This is a genomic window from Flavobacterium panici (assembly GCF_903819335.1).
Taxonomy (GTDB): Bacteria; Bacteroidota; Bacteroidia; order Flavobacteriales; family Flavobacteriaceae; genus Flavobacterium; species Flavobacterium panici.
The window spans coordinates 42392-60531 of the sequence record NZ_CAIJDE010000017.1 but is presented as its reverse complement, the minus strand read 5'-3'; the positions used below and the strand labels follow the sequence as shown (position 1 = coordinate 60531).

At 34.0% G+C, this 18140-nt stretch carries 13 protein-coding genes and 1 pseudogene; 3 read left to right on the top strand and 11 right to left on the bottom strand.

Annotated elements, in window-relative coordinates:
* Positions 1–9 precede the first annotated feature (9 nt).
* The 7 genes from FLAPXU55_RS00370 to uvrC all read right to left on the bottom strand — a co-directional run bounded on the left by FLAPXU55_RS00370 (position 10) and on the right by uvrC (position 9500).
* Positions 10–951: a tryptophan 2,3-dioxygenase family protein gene (locus FLAPXU55_RS00370; protein ID WP_053473384.1), complete on the bottom strand. Its 942-nt coding sequence runs from the start codon at positions 949–951 to the stop codon at positions 10–12.
* Positions 951–1721 (bottom strand): DUF3108 domain-containing protein, encoded by a 771-nt coding sequence (locus tag FLAPXU55_RS00365; RefSeq protein WP_053473383.1) that lies wholly within the window; start codon positions 1719–1721, stop codon positions 951–953. Before FLAPXU55_RS00365 ends, FLAPXU55_RS00370 begins: the two co-directional genes overlap by 1 nt.
* Positions 1722–2019: 298 nt before the next feature.
* Positions 2020–3180 (bottom strand): 4-hydroxyphenylpyruvate dioxygenase, encoded by a 1161-nt coding sequence (gene hppD, locus FLAPXU55_RS00360; RefSeq protein ID WP_142451496.1) that lies wholly within the window; start codon positions 3178–3180, stop codon positions 2020–2022.
* A 225-nt stretch (positions 3181–3405) separates the two neighbouring features.
* Positions 3406–4563 carry a homogentisate 1,2-dioxygenase gene (locus FLAPXU55_RS00355; protein WP_110837013.1) on the bottom strand — a complete coding sequence of 386 codons (1158 nt, stop codon included), beginning with the start codon at positions 4561–4563 and terminating at the stop codon, positions 3406–3408.
* 258 nt (positions 4564–4821) lie between these two features.
* Positions 4822–7119, bottom strand: a complete 2298-nt coding sequence (locus FLAPXU55_RS00350; protein WP_180855928.1) for a patatin-like phospholipase family protein — start codon at positions 7117–7119, stop codon at positions 4822–4824.
* A 62-nt stretch (positions 7120–7181) separates the two neighbouring features.
* Positions 7182–7694: an XAC2610-related protein gene (locus FLAPXU55_RS00345; RefSeq protein WP_180855927.1), complete on the bottom strand. Its 513-nt coding sequence runs from the start codon at positions 7692–7694 to the stop codon at positions 7182–7184.
* 6 nt (positions 7695–7700) lie between these two features.
* Complete coding sequence (gene uvrC, locus FLAPXU55_RS00340) at positions 7701–9500, bottom strand: excinuclease ABC subunit UvrC (protein WP_180855926.1); 1800 nt, start codon at positions 9498–9500, stop codon at positions 7701–7703.
* A 136-nt stretch (positions 9501–9636) separates the two neighbouring features.
* Between uvrC and FLAPXU55_RS00335 the strand changes: the two genes are divergently transcribed.
* The 3 genes and pseudogenes from FLAPXU55_RS00335 to FLAPXU55_RS00325 form a co-directional block, all read left to right on the top strand.
* On the top strand, positions 9637–10617 hold the full coding sequence (locus FLAPXU55_RS00335) for a succinylglutamate desuccinylase/aspartoacylase family protein (RefSeq protein WP_053473378.1): 981 nt from the start codon (positions 9637–9639) through the stop codon (positions 10615–10617).
* Positions 10604–11176 carry a 5-formyltetrahydrofolate cyclo-ligase gene (locus FLAPXU55_RS00330; protein ID WP_180855925.1) on the top strand — a complete coding sequence of 191 codons (573 nt, stop codon included), beginning with the start codon at positions 10604–10606 and terminating at the stop codon, positions 11174–11176. Before FLAPXU55_RS00335 ends, FLAPXU55_RS00330 begins: the two co-directional genes overlap by 14 nt.
* Positions 11177–11700: 524 nt before the next feature.
* Positions 11701–13101: pseudogene (locus FLAPXU55_RS00325) on the top strand (vWA domain-containing protein); the annotation flags it as partial.
* A gap of 412 nt (positions 13102–13513) precedes the next feature.
* Here the strand turns inward: FLAPXU55_RS00325 and FLAPXU55_RS00320 are convergent.
* From FLAPXU55_RS00320 to FLAPXU55_RS00305, 4 genes are all read right to left on the bottom strand, one after another.
* The gene (locus tag FLAPXU55_RS00320; protein ID WP_180855924.1) at positions 13514–14260 is read right to left on the bottom strand and encodes a tetratricopeptide repeat protein; all 747 of its coding nucleotides are present in this window, start codon (positions 14258–14260) and stop codon (positions 13514–13516) included.
* Between the two features lie 61 nt (positions 14261–14321).
* Complete coding sequence (locus FLAPXU55_RS00315) at positions 14322–16076, bottom strand: BatD family protein (RefSeq protein ID WP_180855923.1); 1755 nt, start codon at positions 16074–16076, stop codon at positions 14322–14324.
* Between the two features lie 123 nt (positions 16077–16199).
* Positions 16200–16973, bottom strand: a complete 774-nt coding sequence (locus FLAPXU55_RS00310; RefSeq protein ID WP_180855922.1) for a tetratricopeptide repeat protein — start codon at positions 16971–16973, stop codon at positions 16200–16202.
* A 95-nt stretch (positions 16974–17068) separates the two neighbouring features.
* The gene (locus tag FLAPXU55_RS00305; protein WP_053473372.1) at positions 17069–18097 is read right to left on the bottom strand and encodes a VWA domain-containing protein; all 1029 of its coding nucleotides are present in this window, start codon (positions 18095–18097) and stop codon (positions 17069–17071) included.
* Positions 18098–18140: the final 43 nt, after the last annotated feature.

Below are 18140 nucleotides of genomic sequence, written 5' to 3'. Positions count from 1 at the left end.
TGCAGGAAATTAAAGTAGGTCTTCATTTCCCCAATTGGACAATTCTTCTTCGGTCCACAATTTAGGAAAAAAGATGCGTCTTTGGTATTTTGGATGCATATATTTTTGCCAGTCACTTCCGCCGGTTGCTTCGCCGTTGCCTTTTCCGCTTTCTAAGATGTATTTTCTTGCAGTATTAAGGTGCTGCATAACCCAGGTAATGTTTACCGTTTTGTCGTAATGACGCATTGCGTGAATTAATTCTTGATTTTGCTGGTCTTCAATAGGTAATTGCGTGAATTTCTGCCAAATGTTTTTAGTTTTAAACGTAGACATTTGTCTCAAAAACTGAACTTTATATTTGTTTTCGAATTCCTGAAGTAAATATGATTTTTCGCCCGTATGATAATCTTTTCCGGCTGCCTGCCAGTAAAGGTGTTCAAAAGTAGTTTCTAAATCTGTATTTTCGTCAAAGTTTGCTTTGTATCTGCGGTCTGTTAAATTGATAACATCTGTCGAAGCAAATTCAATTAGTCTGTATTGTGCACTTTGAAATCCACTTGCAGGAGTAAGTGTATTTCTAAATTTCATATATTGATCGACTTCCATTCCGTTTTCCATAATGCTGAACGAATTTGTCAGCATATCAAAATAGCGGGTAATTCTGGAAAGTCTTTCGCTGAAAAAATCAACCTGAATATTTTGCGTGTCTGCAATTTGATCGATTTCCCACAAAATCATTTTAAAAATCAGTTCATTAACCTGATGGTACATGATAAATACCATTTCATCAGGAAGTGTTGTGCGTTGTATTTGTAAATTTAAAAGAGCGTCTGTTTGAATGTAATCCCAATATGTAATTGGTTTTGACCAAAGTAATCCTTCTAACTGAACATCAGTTTTTTGGTTTATTGCTTGAAATTTAAGGTCAATTTCTTTTAAAATTGATTCTGAATGATCAGTAGGGTTCATTATTTTTTAACTTTAAACGGATTTTTCAATCCTTTATATTCATCGAGATCTGCTTTTAGAGATCCAACAGCCAAATCCGCTTTAATTCTAATCGGAACTTTGTTGTCATCATCTGTAATCCAGAGCGTTAAACTTTCTTTTTCTTTAAAAACTCTTCCTGTTTGTACAAGTGGTTTAAAAACCATCGTAGAAACCGTCCCAAATTTAGTTGTAATATCTTGACGGCCTACATATTTTAACTTAAATTTTGTGATTTCATCATCAAAAAACATATCAATAGTAATCGATTCGCCCGATTTTAATTTATCAATATTCGGATGGTTTCTTAAGTAGTAAAAAGCAGATACAATATCTTGCACATTATTAGTAATTACAATCGTTTTTTCAGTCTTTCGTTTGTAATCTTTTACTAAAACTTTATTGCCGCTCTGGTCAAAAAAACCTTCCTGATTTTTAGTGTAGCCGCCTTCGTCAATTTTTCTCACAAAGCGGTAAGGGTCTCCATTTTCCTTGTCAAAATAACTTTCGTATAAATCTTCAACTTTGAAGAAAAATTTTGACATTCCGGTAGTATATCCTTTACCCACAGCGTGGTGAACTTTTTTATTGTTTATTGTGGCATCTTTAATTTCAAGAGTTGCATAGCCGGCATTTACGATTCCGTAATGAATTCTAAATTTGAAATACTCCCCGGTATCAAAAGCATTTTCTTTTTGAGTGTCGAATGCCAGAGTAGAGAGAATTAATATAGCGAGAATGAACTTTTTCATAGTACAATTTTTACATTTCATTATAAAGGTAAATAAATGCAAATTCTATTCCAAATGTACCAAAACAAAAAAACTCAGTCAAGGATGACTGAGTTTTTATGCTATTAACTAACCAAAAAACTATAAATTATGAAATTTATATCAATTCAGAAGGAAACCACCCCTTCTTGATTTGCGAGTGCAAAGATAGATAGAAAGTTCAAAAAATAAATAGCAAAAGTCAAGTTTAACATAACATTTGCATAAAAATCAACGTTTTACCGAGAATTTTTCTGCATAATGCAAAAATAATGCGTTTTTATAGAGTTCCTCTCAATTCCTGTTCTCTTTCAATTGACTCAAAAAGAGCTTTAAAATTACCTGCACCAAATCCTTTTGCACCCATTCTTTGAATAATTTCGAAGAAAAGGGTAGGACGGTCCTGAACCGGCTTCGTAAAAATTTGTAAAAGGTAGCCATCTTCATCAGCATCGACCATGATCGCAAGCTTTTCAATTTCATTAATATCTTCTTTCATCATATCCATATGAACGCCTAATCTTTCAGGAATCGCTTGGTAATAGGTATGAGGAGGAGCTGATAAAAATTCAACACCGCGTGCTCTTAATTGTGATACTGTTTTAATAATATCATCTGTAGCAATAGCGATATGCTGAATTCCCGGCCCGCCATAGAAATCTAAATATTCTTCAATTTGTGATTTTTTCTTTCCTTCGGCTGGTTCGTTGATAGGGAATTTAATTCTTCCGTTTCCGTTTGACATTACTTTACTCATCAATGCAGAATATTCTGTGGTAATCTGTTTGTCATCAAAAGAAAGGAAATTTACAAATCCCATTACGTCTTCGTAAAATTTTACCCAGGTATTCATTTCATTCCAACCCACGTTTCCAACCATATGATCAATATATTTTAATCCCGTTGGTTCTGGATTATAGTCAGATTTCCATTCTTTGTAACCTGGTAAGAAAACACCGTTGTAGTTTTTTCTTTCTACAAAAATGTGAACCGTTTCTCCGTAAGTGTAAATTCCTGAACGAATAACTTGTCCAAATTCATCTTCTTCAACAGTTGGTTCCATGAAAGAACGTGCACCGCGTTTCATTGTTTCTTCGTAAGATTTTGTAGCATCTTCAACCCAAAGTGCTGCAACTTTAACTCCGTCACCATGTTTTTTCAAGTGCTCGTTAATTGGAGAATCAGCTGTTAAAGGTGTAGTCAAAACAATTCTGATTTTGTCTTGTTTCAAAACATACGATGCTCTGTCTTTTACTCCGGTTTCTAATCCGGCGTAAGCCAATGACTGATATCCGAAAGCAGTTTTATAATAATGTGCAGATTGTTTTGCATTCCCTACATAAAACTCTACATAATCTGTTCCTAATAGCGGAAGGAAATCTTGTGCTCCTTCAAAGATTTTTTCTAATCCGTATTCTACTGATTTTACTTCTTTACTCATGATGTTTATTTGTTTAATCGGTTAATCGTTTATTTGATTAGAACCGAAATTTATTTTTTAAGTTTTGTTTTTTTTTTGCCGCAAAGAGCGCAAAGATTTTTATTGCTGAGATTTTATAAAATTGTAAAGAACGCAAAGCTTTGCGAACTCATCTAAGTAAAACGTCATTAAAAACTTTGCAAACTTTGCGAAAATCCTTTGTGAACTTTGCGTTATAAACTGAAATTATTCAGTCCAGGATTTATAATACTGTCCATCATCAAGACCCATAGCTTCTTCCGTAACCATAAGCGGTCTGAAAGTATCAACCATAACGGCTAATTCCTGAGTTTCTTTATGACCAATACTGCGCTCCATTGCGCCCGGTGCTGGACCATGCGGAATTCCTTTTGGATGTAAAGTGATATGACCTTGCTCAATATTATTACGACTCATAAAATCACCATCAACATAATACAGAACTTCGTCAGAATCTATATTGCTGTGGTTGTACGGCGCCGGAATTGCTTTCGGATGATAATCGTAAAGTCTTGGGCAGAATGAACAAACGACAAAAGTGGCCGTTTCAAAAGTTTGGTGTACCGGAGGCGGTTGGTGAACACGTCCTGTTATAGGTTCAAAATTGTGAATCGAGAATCCGTATGGGAAATTATATCCGTCCCAACCCACAACATCAAAAGGATGCGTTGCATAAACCACTTCGTGAATCATGCCTTCTTTTTTAATTTTAATTAAAAAATCACCTTTTTCGTCGTGTGTTTCCAATTCGTTAGGCAAAATAAAATCACGCTCACAAAACGGAGAATGTTCTAAATGCTGACCAGATTGGTTTTTATATCGTTTTGGAGTATAAAATGGAGAATACGATTCTACATAAAATAGTCGGTTTTCTTCTGTTTCGAATTCGATCTGGTAAATAATGCCACGCGGAATAATTAAATAATCACCATATTCAAACGGAATATTTCCTAACATGGTTCTTAATTTTCCTTTTCCTTTATGGATGAAAAGCATTTCATCGGCATCGGCATTTTTGTAGAAATAATTTCGAAGTGATTCTTTCGGCGCAGCCAAACCAATAATACAGTCTTTGTTGACTAACATGGCTTTTCGGCTGTCCAGAAAATCATTTTCCGGTTTTAATTCAAAACCTTTAAAAAGAAGTGATTTTATATTTTTTCCGATTGCAATTTTTGGTTCAACCGAATAAGAATTTAAAATTTCTTTAACCTGCGTTGGTCTGTGAACATGATAAGAAAGGGAAGAATGTCCGTGAAAACCTTCTGTTCCAAATAACTGTTCATAATAAAATCCGCCGTTTGGTTTTTCGAATTGGGTGTGTCTTTTTTGAGGGAAATCCCCAAGTTTATGGTATAGTGGCATGGCTTTTTCAATTAGATAATTTGTAAATTAGATAATTCGAAAATTTGAATTGAAGAATAGATAACCAGTCCAATTTTTTCAATTGACTAATTATCTCAATTCGATAGAGGCATTACTCTGGATTTCTCTTGATAAGAAATTGAAGATACTCTAATAAACCTGTCCAATTTGTTTTCATTATGACAAATGTCGTAATTTTTATTGATCAAAATTACATATTATATTATTTATAACATAAAATATTTATAAAAAATCAGCTTAAAAGGCAAACCCGATACTAAACCATGTAAAGCTTTTTGAAGTTTCCGGCGACCAGGATTGTTTAACTTCGATTGGGCCAATTATAGTTTCTAATCCGTAACCTACAGAATAACCGGAATATTTAGGCATTGAAATCCAATTGACTGTCGTAAAAATATCATCTCCAATGTTGGCGAAATTTGCCGAAATATTGATGTGATTCTTTTTAAGGATCTCATAATCCAAAGTAATATCTGATTTTATAAAACTATTTCCGGCAATACTTAAAAAATCATATCCGTAAAAATAATTGAAGTTGTTGATCTTGTTGTATCCAAAACCTCCAAGTATAAAATCGAAAAAAGGAACGCTGTCGCTGCCAATGTTAAATCCGGCATCGGCTCCAATTTTGATGGTCGCTTTTCTAAATACAGTTTTAACAAAAGAAACTTCTGCTTTTGCAATCGAAAATGGTTTAAATTTATTGGTATAATCAGACGAAGCCAGATAAGTCTGCAAATCTGTAGAAAAAAACAATCCCGAATTTGGAAAATGTTTATCATCAAACGAATCGTATTTTAAATAAGCAAACGCGCTGATATAACTGCTTTTGTCTATTATGTTTTCTTCATTACTAAGTGTAGGCGAGTTTATTTTTAGGTATTTATATTCTAAACCGCCGCCCATTAAAAACTTTTGTACAAAAATGGTTTGAAAATAAGCCTGATTAGTCAAATCTAAAAAGTCAACATTAATCAGTTTTAAATTTGGATTTTCTGAAACCAGTCCGCTCAAACTCGTGGTTACATTTCGGTTAAACTGATTCAATCTGGAACGGAAACCAAAGCTGATATTAAAACCATTTTCGACATAATAGTTGAAATCATATCTAAAATTATCTCCCAAAATAATGTCCATCGAAGTAACATCATTTTTTAAAAATGTCTTTTTATGAGTAAGGTTCAATAAAACAGCACTTTTGTAAAGTCCGTCATAATGAAGTCCGAGTTTTAAAAAAGTCTGCGTTGGATTTTCTTTCAATACCAAATCTAAATCATCCTGATTGCCGTCTGGCTGCAAACAATACGAAATCGTACTAAAGTTTTGAGTCGCATTCAAATTATTTATTCCCCTTTTCAGATCATCATATGTAATTGTGCTTCCCGGTTTAAAACGAAGTTTTCCGCGAATGTATTCTTTCGTATAATTATCTAATTGTTCCGTATTTATTTTTTGAATTTCAAGAGTATCTGAAGCGATTTTCAATTTCGGTTTTTTATAAAAATTGTCTTCGTTTACCAATGATTTAATTTTTTCGTAAACGGCAAAAGCAGCTTCTTCACCTTTCCTGATAATTTCTTCCCCTCTGTCAAATGAAATTACACCAAAGTCTCGAATGTCCGGTTTTATGTAAACATCGGTATCCTTTATTTTGCTTTTCATTTTATCAATAGATTGCAAATTGGTAATCTGAACCAAGATTCTGGTAGCGTTTTTTAGGTTTTTACGCTTCATTAAATCGTCCTGAACATCAACACCAATAATAATATCGGCACCAAGATTACGAACTTCTTTAATAGGATAATTGTTTACAACACCGCCGTCGACCAATAAATTGCCGTCGATTTCAACCGGAGTAAATAGGGAAGGAAAAGCAGCACTCGCCATCATGGCCTGAACCAGATTTCCTTTATTTAAAAGTACTTCTTCACCCGTTTCAATATTGGTTCCAATACATAAAAACGGAGTTGGCAATTTATTGAAATCACGAACATGGCGAACGTTTCTCGTTAAACTGCTCAATAAATTATAATTGTACATTCCTTTTGAAAGCGCTTCGGGAATGCCGACTCTGAAATTACTAAACGGTAAAACGATCGCATATAATTCGTCATTTTTTTTACCGTAAAAGTTTTTTGAGGAACGCGGAATATAATCGTTTATTAATTCATCAAAATTGGTTCTTTTGAAAATCGAATCAATTTGCGAAGCGTTGTAGCCAGAAGCATACAATCCGCCAATTACAGAACCCATGCTGGTTCCGCCAATATAATCAATTTTGATTCCGGCTTCTTCCAAAACTTTTAAAACACCAATATGCGCAAAACCTTTGGCACCGCCGCCGCTTAAAACCAAACCAATTTTAGGTCTTTTTTTTACACTGTCTTGTTTTATTTCCTGCGAAAATGAATTTTCGGGCAGCAATAAAAACACAAAAAACAACAATGCCGCACCCCAAATGGTTCCGATGCTTTTCGGAACGGGAGAAAATCCTGTTGACTGAGTTTTTAAAATTAACAGCTTGTTGAGGCGCATAAAAAATAAGTAATTGGTTTTGTAAAAGTCGGTAATTTTTTCGGCTTTATACTAGATTTATCTTAATATGATTGTGTTTTTGAAAGTATTAATTTTTTGTTTTTATCGTATTTCCAAACATCGGTATGATTTCTTGCACCGCCCCTGCAGCTTGATGTAAGTATCTTTTTAGTTTTATCAATTTTCACATCACAAAACATATCGCATTTAGGGCTAAAGTTTGACGGAAAATTTAAACTGTCAAATTGTTTTGTTTTCGGGTTAAAAATAAAAATTTGATAAATGGTATAAACTCCCATACCGTCATCGGTATGAAAAGAAGCAAAATCCAAAAACCCGTCAAAATTAAAATCGTTAACTTCTAACCTGGATTGTTTTCCTGTTATCGAAGCTTCAACATTTTTTATGACTTGAATTTGCCCCGTTTTAGCATTTTTTATTTTTAATGTTTCAAAATCATCTTCAAAACTAACTTTAAATTCACTTTTGTCTTTTTGTACAACCGAAACTTCATTTTGACTATAGGAAATAGAAAAAACGAACAAGAAACAAATAGGTAAAAAGAGCTTTTTCAAAATGAGTTAATTTTCTTTTGGATGATAAAATTCGACAATTTTTTTGGCTTTTGATACACCAACAACTGCTGATATGTCTTTTTCAGAAGCTAATTTCAATCTCTTAACACTTTTAAAATGTTGTATTAACGTGAGCATTGTTTTTTCGCCAATTCCCGGAATACTTTCTACAGAAGAATTAAGTGCTGCTTTGCTTCGTTTATCACGGTGAAATGTAATCCCAAATCGGTGCGCTTCATTTCGTAACTGCTGAATTACTTTTAAAGTTTCTGATTTTTTATCGAGATATAACGGAATCGAATCGCCGGGATAAAAAAGTTCTTCGAGACGTTTCGCAATTCCTATAATCGCAATTTTTCCTCGCAAACCTAATTCATCAATACTTTTTAAAGCGGCAGACAATTGTCCTTTCCCACCGTCAATAATTATTAATTGCGGCAAAGGTTCATTTTCATCTAATAATCTTTTGTAACGACGATATACAATTTCGGTCATCGAAGCAAAATCGTCAGGGCCTTCAACGGTTTTTACATTAAAATGGCGGTAATCTTTTTTACTGGCTTTTCCATCTTTAAAAACGACGCAGGCCGCAACAGGATTTGTTCCCTGAATATTCGAGTTATCAAAACATTCTATATGTCGAGGCTCAACCGGAAGACGTAAATCTTTCTGCATCTGCGCCATAATTCTATTAACGTGACGATCAGGATCAACAATTTGCAATTGTTTCAATTGTTCAATTCGGTAGAATTTGGCATTTCGAATCGATAAATCTAAAATCTGTTTTTTATCTCCAAGCTGCGGAACGGTTACTTTTATTTTTTCGCCCAAATCAATTTCAAACGGAACAATAATTTCTTTTGATAATAATTGAAAACGCTCCCGAAGCTCGATAATGGCCAGTTCTAATAATTCTTCGTCGCTTTCGTCCAGTTTTTTCTTGATTTCTAAAGTATGCGAACGAATAATCGAACCGTGAGAAATTTGTAAAAAGTTGACATAAGCCGCGCTTTCATCTGAAACAATCGAAAAGACATCGATGTTTGTGATTTTCGGATTTACAATCGTTGATCTTGATTGATAATTTTCGAGGATTTCTATTTTTTCTTTGATTTTCTGAGCTTCTTCAAAACGTAAATCCTGTGCATATTGTGCCATTAAACGTTTGAAATCTTTCATACTTTCCTTGAAATTTCCTTTTAAAATCTCTCGGATTGCGTCGACTTGTCTTTGATAATCTTCCAGAGATTCTATGCCTTCGCACGGACCTTTGCAATTGCCAATATGATATTCCAGACAAACTTTGAATTTGCCTGATTCAATATTGGATTTGCTTAAATCGTAATTGCAGGTTCTTAATGGATACAGTTCTTTTATCAAATCCAGAATCGTATAAACCATTTTGAAATTAGTGTACGGGCCAAAATATTCAGATCCGTCTTTGACCATTCTTCGGGTTAAAAATATTCTCGAAAAAGGTTCTTTTTTTATACAAATCCAGGGATAACTTTTATCATCGCGCAGCAAAACATTATATCTTGGCTGTAATGTTTTGATTAAATTGTTTTCTAATAAAAGTGCGTCGGTTTCTGTGGGAACCACAATATGTTTTATGGTTACGATTTTTCGAACCAAAACATTTGTTTTAGCCGTATCGTGAATTTTATTGAAATAGGAGGAAACCCTTTTTTTTAAATTTTTGGCTTTGCCTACATATAAAATTTTCCCGTCTTTATCGTAATATTGATACACACCGGGATTATCCGGCAAGGTGAGAATTTGTAGATCTAAGGACGGTTTTGACATTCTGTTTTATTTCTGAAGATAGTTGAAAAGCGTTTTCAAAAACCATTCTAGTTCCTGAAAAAAGCTTAACAGTGATTTAGTTTCAAATTTACGAAATCAAAAGAATAATTTCTATATTTAGATTTTATAATTCTACATGAAAAATAGTAAGCCCCTTGTTATTTTTGGCGAATCGATTTTGCCGGGAGAACATAAAACCATAAACGTCGAAATAGCGCGATTACATACTACAACAAAACTCAATATTCCTGTAATTGTCCGTCGTTCCAAGCTTGAAGGACCGGTTGTTTTATTTTCGGCAGGAATTCACGGCGACGAAATTAATGGAGTAGAAGTCGTTCGGCAGATCATCAGTAAAAAAATAAACCGTCCGCAAAGAGGAACAATAATTTGTATTCCCATTATCAATATGTACGGTTTTGTGAATAAATCCCGCGAGTTTCCTGACGGAAGAGATTTAAACAGGGTTTTTCCGGGAAGTAAAAAAGGTTCTCTGGCCAGCCGATTTGCGTATCATATCGTTGAGCAGATTTTACCAATTATTGATTATGCTGTCGATTTTCATGCCGGAGGAGCAAGTCGTTTTAATGTTCCGCAGATTCGAATTACCGAAAATAATATGGAATTGAAATTACTGGCTGATATTTTTAATGCGCCTTTTACTTTATATTCCAAAAATATTGGCGGTTCTTTTAGAAATACCTGCGAAAAAGCAAATATAAAAATGCTGCTTTTTGAAGGAGGAAAATCACTTGATATAAATGATGCTGTTGCCAATGAAGGAATAAAAGGAGTAATGCGTTTACTGAATTATTTAGGTATGCTCGATCCGAAGCACATTGTTGAGCCTGCTTTAGAATCTTCTATTTATATAAAATATTCAGTCTGGCTTCGTGCAAAATGTTCCGGTTTGCTTCATGATTATAATATGGTTGGTAAATTTGTAACCAAAGGAACTATCCTGGCTATTATTACAGATCCGTTTGGAAAGTTTGAGCAAAAAGTAAAAGCGCCGCACGACGGATATGTTATTAATGCCAATCACTCGCCAATTGTTTATGAAGGCGATGCAATTTATCACATTTCTAAAAATTCTCCTGTAAATGACGACGAGTAAAAAAGAATTAAGGCTTGAATATAAAAATCTCCGAAAACAACTTTCTGAAAGTGATATCGAAGAAAAAAGTCTGGCTATTGCCAATAATTTAATTCAATTGCCTATTTGGGAAAAAACGTATTATCATGTTTTTTTGCCCATTACAGAGCAAAAAGAAGTTGATACAGAATTTATTCTGCACTTACTTTCCGGAAAAGATAAAGAAATCGTGATCTCAAAAAGCGATTTTGAAACCAGGGAAATGACTCATTTTTTATTGACAGATAATACCAAAATCAAAAAAAATGAATACAATATTCCGGAACCCATAAACGGACTTCCTGTTCCCACGCAAAATATTGAGGTTGTTTTTGTACCGCTTTTAGCTTTTGATGTTTTTGGAAATAGAATTGGTTACGGAAAAGGATTCTACGATAAATTTTTAGCCAATTGTAAACCCGAAACCATAAAAATTGGTCTTTCTTTCTTCGAATCCGTAAATCAAATCGATGACGTTTTTGAATCTGATATAAAATTAGATTATTGCGTTACGCCTGAGAAGGTTTACAATTTCCAATAAACTTTCCAACATATATTTTCACAATCAAAATTGTAGAGGCGCACAGCAGTGCGTCTACGCAAAGTTTGTCTACACAGAATTTTTATAAGTTTGCGCAACGTTTGCCGATATACTGGACGTAGACGCACTGCTGTGCGTCTCTACGATATACGGTGTCTATATATTTGTTATAAATAAAAACACCAATTAATTACAAACAAACTTAAATTTTCTTATATCACTTATATGGTGAAATTCTTCACAATAAATTTTTAGGAATCTTGGCATCAAATTTGGATTGCCGGAAATTGCAGATAATTTTCTTAGTACATCCGGAATGCTAGTTATTATTTGAAAGAAAAAATCAAATTATTAATTCCTAAAATTTATTTTAAATGAAAAATAAACCATTTTATTTATTGGCATTCCTTTTACTTACTGTACTAAGTTGTAAAAAATACGACGCTGCAGCTGAAGAGACAATGGACATGGACACGACTGTTGTCGCAACGACTGATGAAATTCCCGAAGAAAATATTTCAGATCCTAATACTGAAAGTTACGCCGGACTCGAAGAAAATCCTTTTGAGTCTCCACAAAAAGCTCCTCTTTCTACTTTTTCCATAGATGTTGATAATGCATCTTACACTAATATTCGCCGTTTTATAAACGAAGGCCAGCCTGTTCCTAAAGATGCCGTTCGTATCGAAGAAATGATGAACTTCTTTAAATACAAATATCCGCAGCCAGAAGGACAAAATCCGTTTTCTATCAATACCGAAGTAAGCGAAAGTCCGTGGAATAAAAATTCTTTATTGTTGAAAATAGGTTTACAGGGAAAAAATATTCCAATGACAAATCTGCCTGCTTCAAACCTTGTTTTTTTAATTGATGTTTCGGGTTCTATGGATGAAGCCAATAAACTTCCTCTTTTAAAAGAATCAATGAAAATTTTGGTAAAAGAACTGCGCCCGCAGGATAAAGTTTCGATTGTGGTTTATGCAGGTTCTGCCTGAGTTGTTTTATCACCGACTTCTGGTGATGAAAAAGATGAAATTATGGATGCTTTTGATAAACTAAGCGCGGGTGGAAGCACAGCCGGCGGCGAAGGAATTGAATTGGCCTACAAATTAGCTCAGGAAAATTTCATTAAAGAAGGAAACAACAGAGCTGTAATTGCAACCGATGGTGATTTTAATGTTGGCGCATCGACTGATGATGATATGGAAAAACTGATTGAAGAGAAAAGAAAATCGGGTGTGTTTCTAACGGTTTTAGGTTTCGGAATGGGGAATTATAAAGACAGTAAAATGGAAATTCTTGCCGATAAAGGAAACGGAAATTATGCTTATATCGATAATATTCAGGAAGCGAATCGTTTTTTAGGAAAAGAATTTAAAGGTTCGATGTTTGCAATTGCAAAAGATGTAAAAATACAGATTGAGTTTAATCCAAAACATGTTCAGGCATACCGATTAATTGGCTATGAAAACCGAAGATTAAAAGACGAAGATTTTAAAAATGATGCTGTCGATGCCGGAGAATTAGGAAGCGGACACACGGTAACGGCCCTTTATGAAATTATTCCAACCGGAGTTGAAAGCGATTATGTTCCATCTGATTTAAAGTATACTAAAGTTAAAACCGATGAATCAAATTACAGCGATGAATTGGCAACGATTAAATTCCGTTACAAAAAGCCTGATGGTGATAAAAGTATCGAAATCGTAAACACAATTCCGAACAGGAAAATTTCATTAGATAATAGTTCTTCTGATTTTAAATTTACAACGGCAGTTGCCTGGTTTGGTTTGAAATTGCGAGATTCTAAATTTATTAGTAATTCGTCAACTTCAGACATTAGAAAACTAGCAAAATCTGGTTTAGCAAATGATGATGAAGGATACAGAGCAGAATTTGTACGATTAGTGGATGCAGTGAATTAATTTTAAATTCCAAGAAAAGTAAAAATCCCAAATTCCAATTATTGTCTTGGAATTTGGGATTTTTTTATTTGATTTTTTTGCACAATTTATTCCGTAGAGACGCACAGCAGTGCGTCTACGCAAAGTTTGTCGACAAAGATTTTTTGGAATTAATTGTATCTAACACACCGTTGTCGATATGCTGGACGTAGACGCACTGCTGTGCGTCTCTACAATATGCTGGGGTGGATATAGATTGTACAGAAAGGTTTCTAAATAAATTTTGCACAAGAATATTTCGACAATCAAAATCGTAGAGACGCACAGCAGTGCGTCTACGCAAAGTTGATCGACATAGATAAATCAAATTCCAAAAAAGTAAAATCCCAAATCCCAACATAACATTGGAATTTGGGATTTTTTATTTGAAATTTTATTTTACTTCTTTAATTGTAGTAGCATCAATCCAGCCTTCAGTTCCGTCTGTTAATTCGATTTTTTTCCATTTTCCAACCGTTTCCAGAACATAAACTTTTGCTCCTTCATGAAGCAGGATAATAGCTGAACCCGCTTTTTGCGGTTCGCTTCGAACTTCGCTTAATTCAGAAAAAATAATTGCCGGACGATCGTTGTCAAAATGGTCTTTTTCAGACATTCCAGCAAAAACACTTAAAATCAAAGCAACTAAAAGAATAAACATTCCAATGAAATAAATTCTTTTTGTAATGGTAAGCTGTGAAAAATAATACCCAATAAAACTCAGCAAAAACACAAAACCAAAGGCAACAGAAATCTTTGCCCATTGATTATAATCGAAAATGCCTGTAAAATTCTGGATTAGTTTTGCAAAACCAACTTTCGGAACTTCTTTGATTTCATCGATTGTTAGTTTTTTGGCAAATTTTAAGTTGTTTAAAGTCTCAGGATCGTTTGGTTTTAATACCAAAGCTTTTTCGTAATTGTAAATAGAAGGCGCAACTTTATTCAGTTTATAATAACTGTTTGCCAAATTAAAATACAACTCTGCCGATTGCTGTTTGTTTTCTTTAATAATATCTTCATAAACCTGAACAGCTTCCTGATATTCTCCCTTTTGGTACAAAGCATTTCCTTTTTCAAAGCTGCTTTGAGCAAAGAAAACCTGTGAGATTAGTAAAAAGAGATATAATATATTTTTCATTATTAATTTTTTAAACCCGACAGGTTTTAAAAACCTGTCGGGTTTGAATTTAAGTTAAAAATTAAACGATCTGTTTTTCTAATTCTGAAATAATCAAAACAGCTTTGTCATAATCCTGCTGAATAGAAGCGCTTGATGCCGGAGCGTAACGAGCAAATTCACAGTTTTCGGTCAGATTAATGAAATTCTGAACCGTTTCAGGATTTGAATTTCTTGATAAAAGCAGTTCCTGAATATTATCTTTACTCATTTCTGATGTTTCAATATGCAGTTTAGCTTTTAAGAAATTGTGCATCGCTTTTTCCAGAGCAATATAAAACGCCTCTTTATTATTAAGCTGTTTTTTAGCCTGCGATAAATATTTCTTCGCAAGTTTATTGTTCATTCTAATTCTGTTTCCGGTTACGTCGCTGTCAATTGCTTCTTTTTTCTTTCTAACCAAAATTATAATTGGAATAATGGCAAAAGGGAAAAACAATAAAGCATAATACAAATCTGAACCGTAAAAATCATCTTTAGCAATTGATGCTAAAGTTGTTTTTGACTTAATATATTTGAATTGTTCTGTTTTAGTAATTACGTTTTTAGTCGCTGTCGAAGGATTTGCTTCCGCTAAAGTCGGGCCGTCTAAAACATCCACCATAATTTCTGGAGAAGTTATCGTTTTATAAGAACCTGTACTCAAATCAAAATAAGAAAACGTCATTGGTTTGATCGCATATTTTCCTTTGTACTGCGGAATAATAGTGTATTTGTCGGATATTTTTCCAGACATTCCAGACAATGAAGTAGTTACTTTTTCATCGTGAACCGGATCGTACATTTCTAATGCATTTGGTACAACAGGTTTTGGCAAAGTAAACAATTTCATGTTTCCTGTACCTGAAGCGCTCACAAGCAAATCTAAACCTTCACCGCTTTTTAGCGTTGTTCTGGACGGTGTAACTTTAAAACTAAAGTTTCCAACTGCACCGGTAAATCCTTCTGGTTTTCCTGATTCAGGAAGTGGTCTTACACTTATAGTTCGGGCTCCTGTTGTTACTACTTTATTATCTTCAGCAATAATCATCTGACCAAACATATCGCGGCGATTTGTTGGCAATTGCACTCCAATATCTAATGAAAATGGTGCAATTGTTAATCTGCCTGATTTTTGCGGATATAAAATAGCTTTCTTTAATATTACATAATGACATCTCTGGCCCTGGTAACTTCCTTCTTCCATTACCAATCGTGTGATGTCAATATTCTGATTCCAGAAATCATTGTATTTTGGTTTAGCAATTTCTCTAAATCCGGTAACACCAATTTCATTAAAATACAGTTTGTAAACAACTGTTATTGGTTCATTTACATAAGGAGTTGTTTTAGAAACCTCTGCAACTAATTGTAATAATTCGTTTCCAGAGCCTCCGCCTTGTTGTCTTGGATCGTTAGGATCTCTTTCCTGCGCAACAGCATTGGTTACAGTAACTTTTATTGGAGAAGTTTTATAAACCTGTCCGTTATATTCTATGGCAGCCTGTTTAATAATAACCGTTCCTTTTTTCTCAGGCTGAAGAATATAAGAATATATTTTTTGAAAAGAGCTTCGGCCGTTTACCCAAGACTGGCTTATTTGCTGGCTTGGTCCGGCTACAAGTTTAAATCCTTCAAATGCAGGCTGGTCAAAATTATCGCCATCGACATTCATAATGAAATCAATGCGGAGTCTTTCGTTAAGTCCAAGCGTGTTTTTGCTTACTCTGGCTTCAAATTGAACTTGAGCCATAAGCCCTTGAAAAGTGAGCAGTAATAGAATTAAATATCTTTTCATTAATTGTTAGTCAGTTTTTGTTTAACTGTTTAATTGTTAATTTGTTTAATCGTTTTTTTTACTGTTTTATTGTTACAGTTTTGCCGAATAACAGATTAAAAAATAAACGATTAACCTAAAATCCTACCAGTCTTTTTCTGGTTTTTTAGGATTTCCTTTTATTTTTTGAGCGTTTACTTTGTCTTGAATTTTCTTTTCTTCGTTGTTTACAGCATCTAATAAATTCTGAACACGTTCTTTTGAAATTCCTCCGGGCTGCGGTTTAGGTTCTCCTTTATTGTCAGACTTGTCATCTTTCTTCGGATCATTTTTACCGTCATTTTTATCTTTGTCCTTATCGCCTTTGTCGTCTTTTTTATCCTTGTCCTTATCCTGGTTTTTATCCTTGTTCTTGTCTTTATCTTTGTTTTTATCCTTGTCTTTGTCCTTATCCTTATTTTTGTCTTTGTTCTTATCGTTATTTTTAGGAGGATTTTCTTTTAGCTTCTGTTTCGCGTAAGCGTAGTTGTAACGCGTTTCGTCATCGGTAGGATCGTTTCTTAAAGCTTCTTTGTACGCTTCAACGGCCTGCGTATAATCTTTCTCTTTCATAAAAACGTTACCAAGATTATGAAAAGCTTTGTGTTTTTCAGGTCTTGTTTTGGCAATTTTTATGGCATTCGCGTAAGCGTATTTTGCTTCAGAAGCCTGATTTTGTCTGTAAATCGAGTTTCCTAAATTATAAGAACCGGCAGCGCGCTTTGAAAATTTTGAAGCCGAAATCCTGTAATTAGCTTCAGCGTCAGTAAATTTATTCTGCTTATATTCTTCATTGGCATCAGGCAATGTCTTGTCTTTTTCCTGAGCAGAAACTGCAAAAGGAAGCGTTAGTAAAATATAAAGAAGTAAATTTTTCATTCTAATTTTTTATGTTTTTTATTTTGCCACGAATTGCACGAATTATCACTAATTATTTTTTCGTGTAAATTCCTGTAATTAGTGGCTAAACATTATTATTTCTTTTCGTTGAATAAATTCAACTCTTTAATCCAGTTTGTTTTTCTTTCTAAAAGGAAAATATCTACAAATAGCAGTAAGAGTCCAAAACCAATAAACCATTGAAACTGCGATTGAAAATCGGCCATTTGTGTCGATTCAAATTCTGTTTTCTGAATCTTGTTTAATTCGTTTTTGATGAATTCCAAAACCTCTTTCGTATTTCCGCCGTAAACATACTTTCCTTTAGTTGCAAGGGTTTTTAATCCTTCCTGATTTAGTTTTGTAATAACAGTTTGCCCGTTTTGATCTTTTTGGTAATTTTTAACGATACCATTTTCTCTTAACGGAATTGTTCCTCCTCTTTCTGTTCCAACACCAATCGTAATGATTTTGATTCCTAGTTTACTGGCTTCCTCTGCCGCCGCCGAAGCACCTTCAGAATGATCTTCACCATCAGAAATCAAAATTATAAGTTTACTTGTTTTGCTTTTTTCGTCAAAATATTTAGCTGATAATCTAATTGCTTCATCAAGAGAAGTTCCTTGCGATGAAACCATATCAGGATTCATGCTTTGCAGGAACATTTTTGCAACACTATAATCAGATGTAATTGGCAAAACCGGGAATGCACTTCCTGCATAAGCCACGATACCAATTCGGTCGCTTCCCAAAGAGTTTATAATCTGCGAAACCAATTGTTTACTTTTTTCTAAACGACTTGGTGCCACATCTTCAGCAAGCATACTTTTAGAAACGTCGACAGCAAAAACGATATCAATTCCTTCACGTTTTACAGTTTCCATTTTTGTTCCAATCTTCGGATTTACTAAACCGATAATTAAACACGCCAATGCCAAAAGCAAAATCGATAATTTTAAAACAGGTTTAAAAACAGATCGGTCAGGACTCAGTTTTTTCACCATGTCTAAATCTCCAAATTCACGTTGTTTTTTTCTTTTCCAATACATATTGAAAAGGAAAATACACACCACAATTGGGAGTAATAGTAAAAGATATAAATATTTTTTTTCGTCTAATTCCATTTTTTAATTCTAGTTCTCAGTCGCAGTTTTCAGTCGCAGTTTC

Coding starts and splice junctions, on each gene's coding strand:
- FLAPXU55_RS00320 (WP_180855924.1), bottom strand. CDS start 14,260: ATGAAAAATATATTATATCTCTTTTTACTAATCTCACAGGTTTTCTTT.
- hppD (WP_142451496.1), bottom strand. CDS start 3,180: ATGAGTAAAGAAGTAAAATCAGTAGAATACGGATTAGAAAAAATCTTT.
- FLAPXU55_RS00315 (WP_180855923.1), bottom strand. CDS start 16,076: ATGAAAAGATATTTAATTCTATTACTGCTCACTTTTCAAGGGCTTATG.
- FLAPXU55_RS00350 (WP_180855928.1), bottom strand. CDS start 7,119: ATGCGCCTCAACAAGCTGTTAATTTTAAAAACTCAGTCAACAGGATTT.
- FLAPXU55_RS00355 (WP_110837013.1), bottom strand. CDS start 4,563: ATGCCACTATACCATAAACTTGGGGATTTCCCTCAAAAAAGACACACC.
- uvrC (WP_180855926.1), bottom strand. CDS start 9,500: ATGTCAAAACCGTCCTTAGATCTACAAATTCTCACCTTGCCGGATAAT.
- FLAPXU55_RS00330 (WP_180855925.1), top strand. CDS start 10,604: ATGACGACGAGTAAAAAAGAATTAAGGCTTGAATATAAAAATCTCCGA.
- FLAPXU55_RS00335 (WP_053473378.1), top strand. CDS start 9,637: ATGAAAAATAGTAAGCCCCTTGTTATTTTTGGCGAATCGATTTTGCCG.
- FLAPXU55_RS00305 (WP_053473372.1), bottom strand. CDS start 18,097: ATGGAATTAGACGAAAAAAAATATTTATATCTTTTACTATTACTCCCA.
- FLAPXU55_RS00370 (WP_053473384.1), bottom strand. CDS start 951: ATGAACCCTACTGATCATTCAGAATCAATTTTAAAAGAAATTGACCTT.
- FLAPXU55_RS00365 (WP_053473383.1), bottom strand. CDS start 1,721: ATGAAAAAGTTCATTCTCGCTATATTAATTCTCTCTACTCTGGCATTC.
- FLAPXU55_RS00310 (WP_180855922.1), bottom strand. CDS start 16,973: ATGAAAAATTTACTTCTTTATATTTTACTAACGCTTCCTTTTGCAGTT.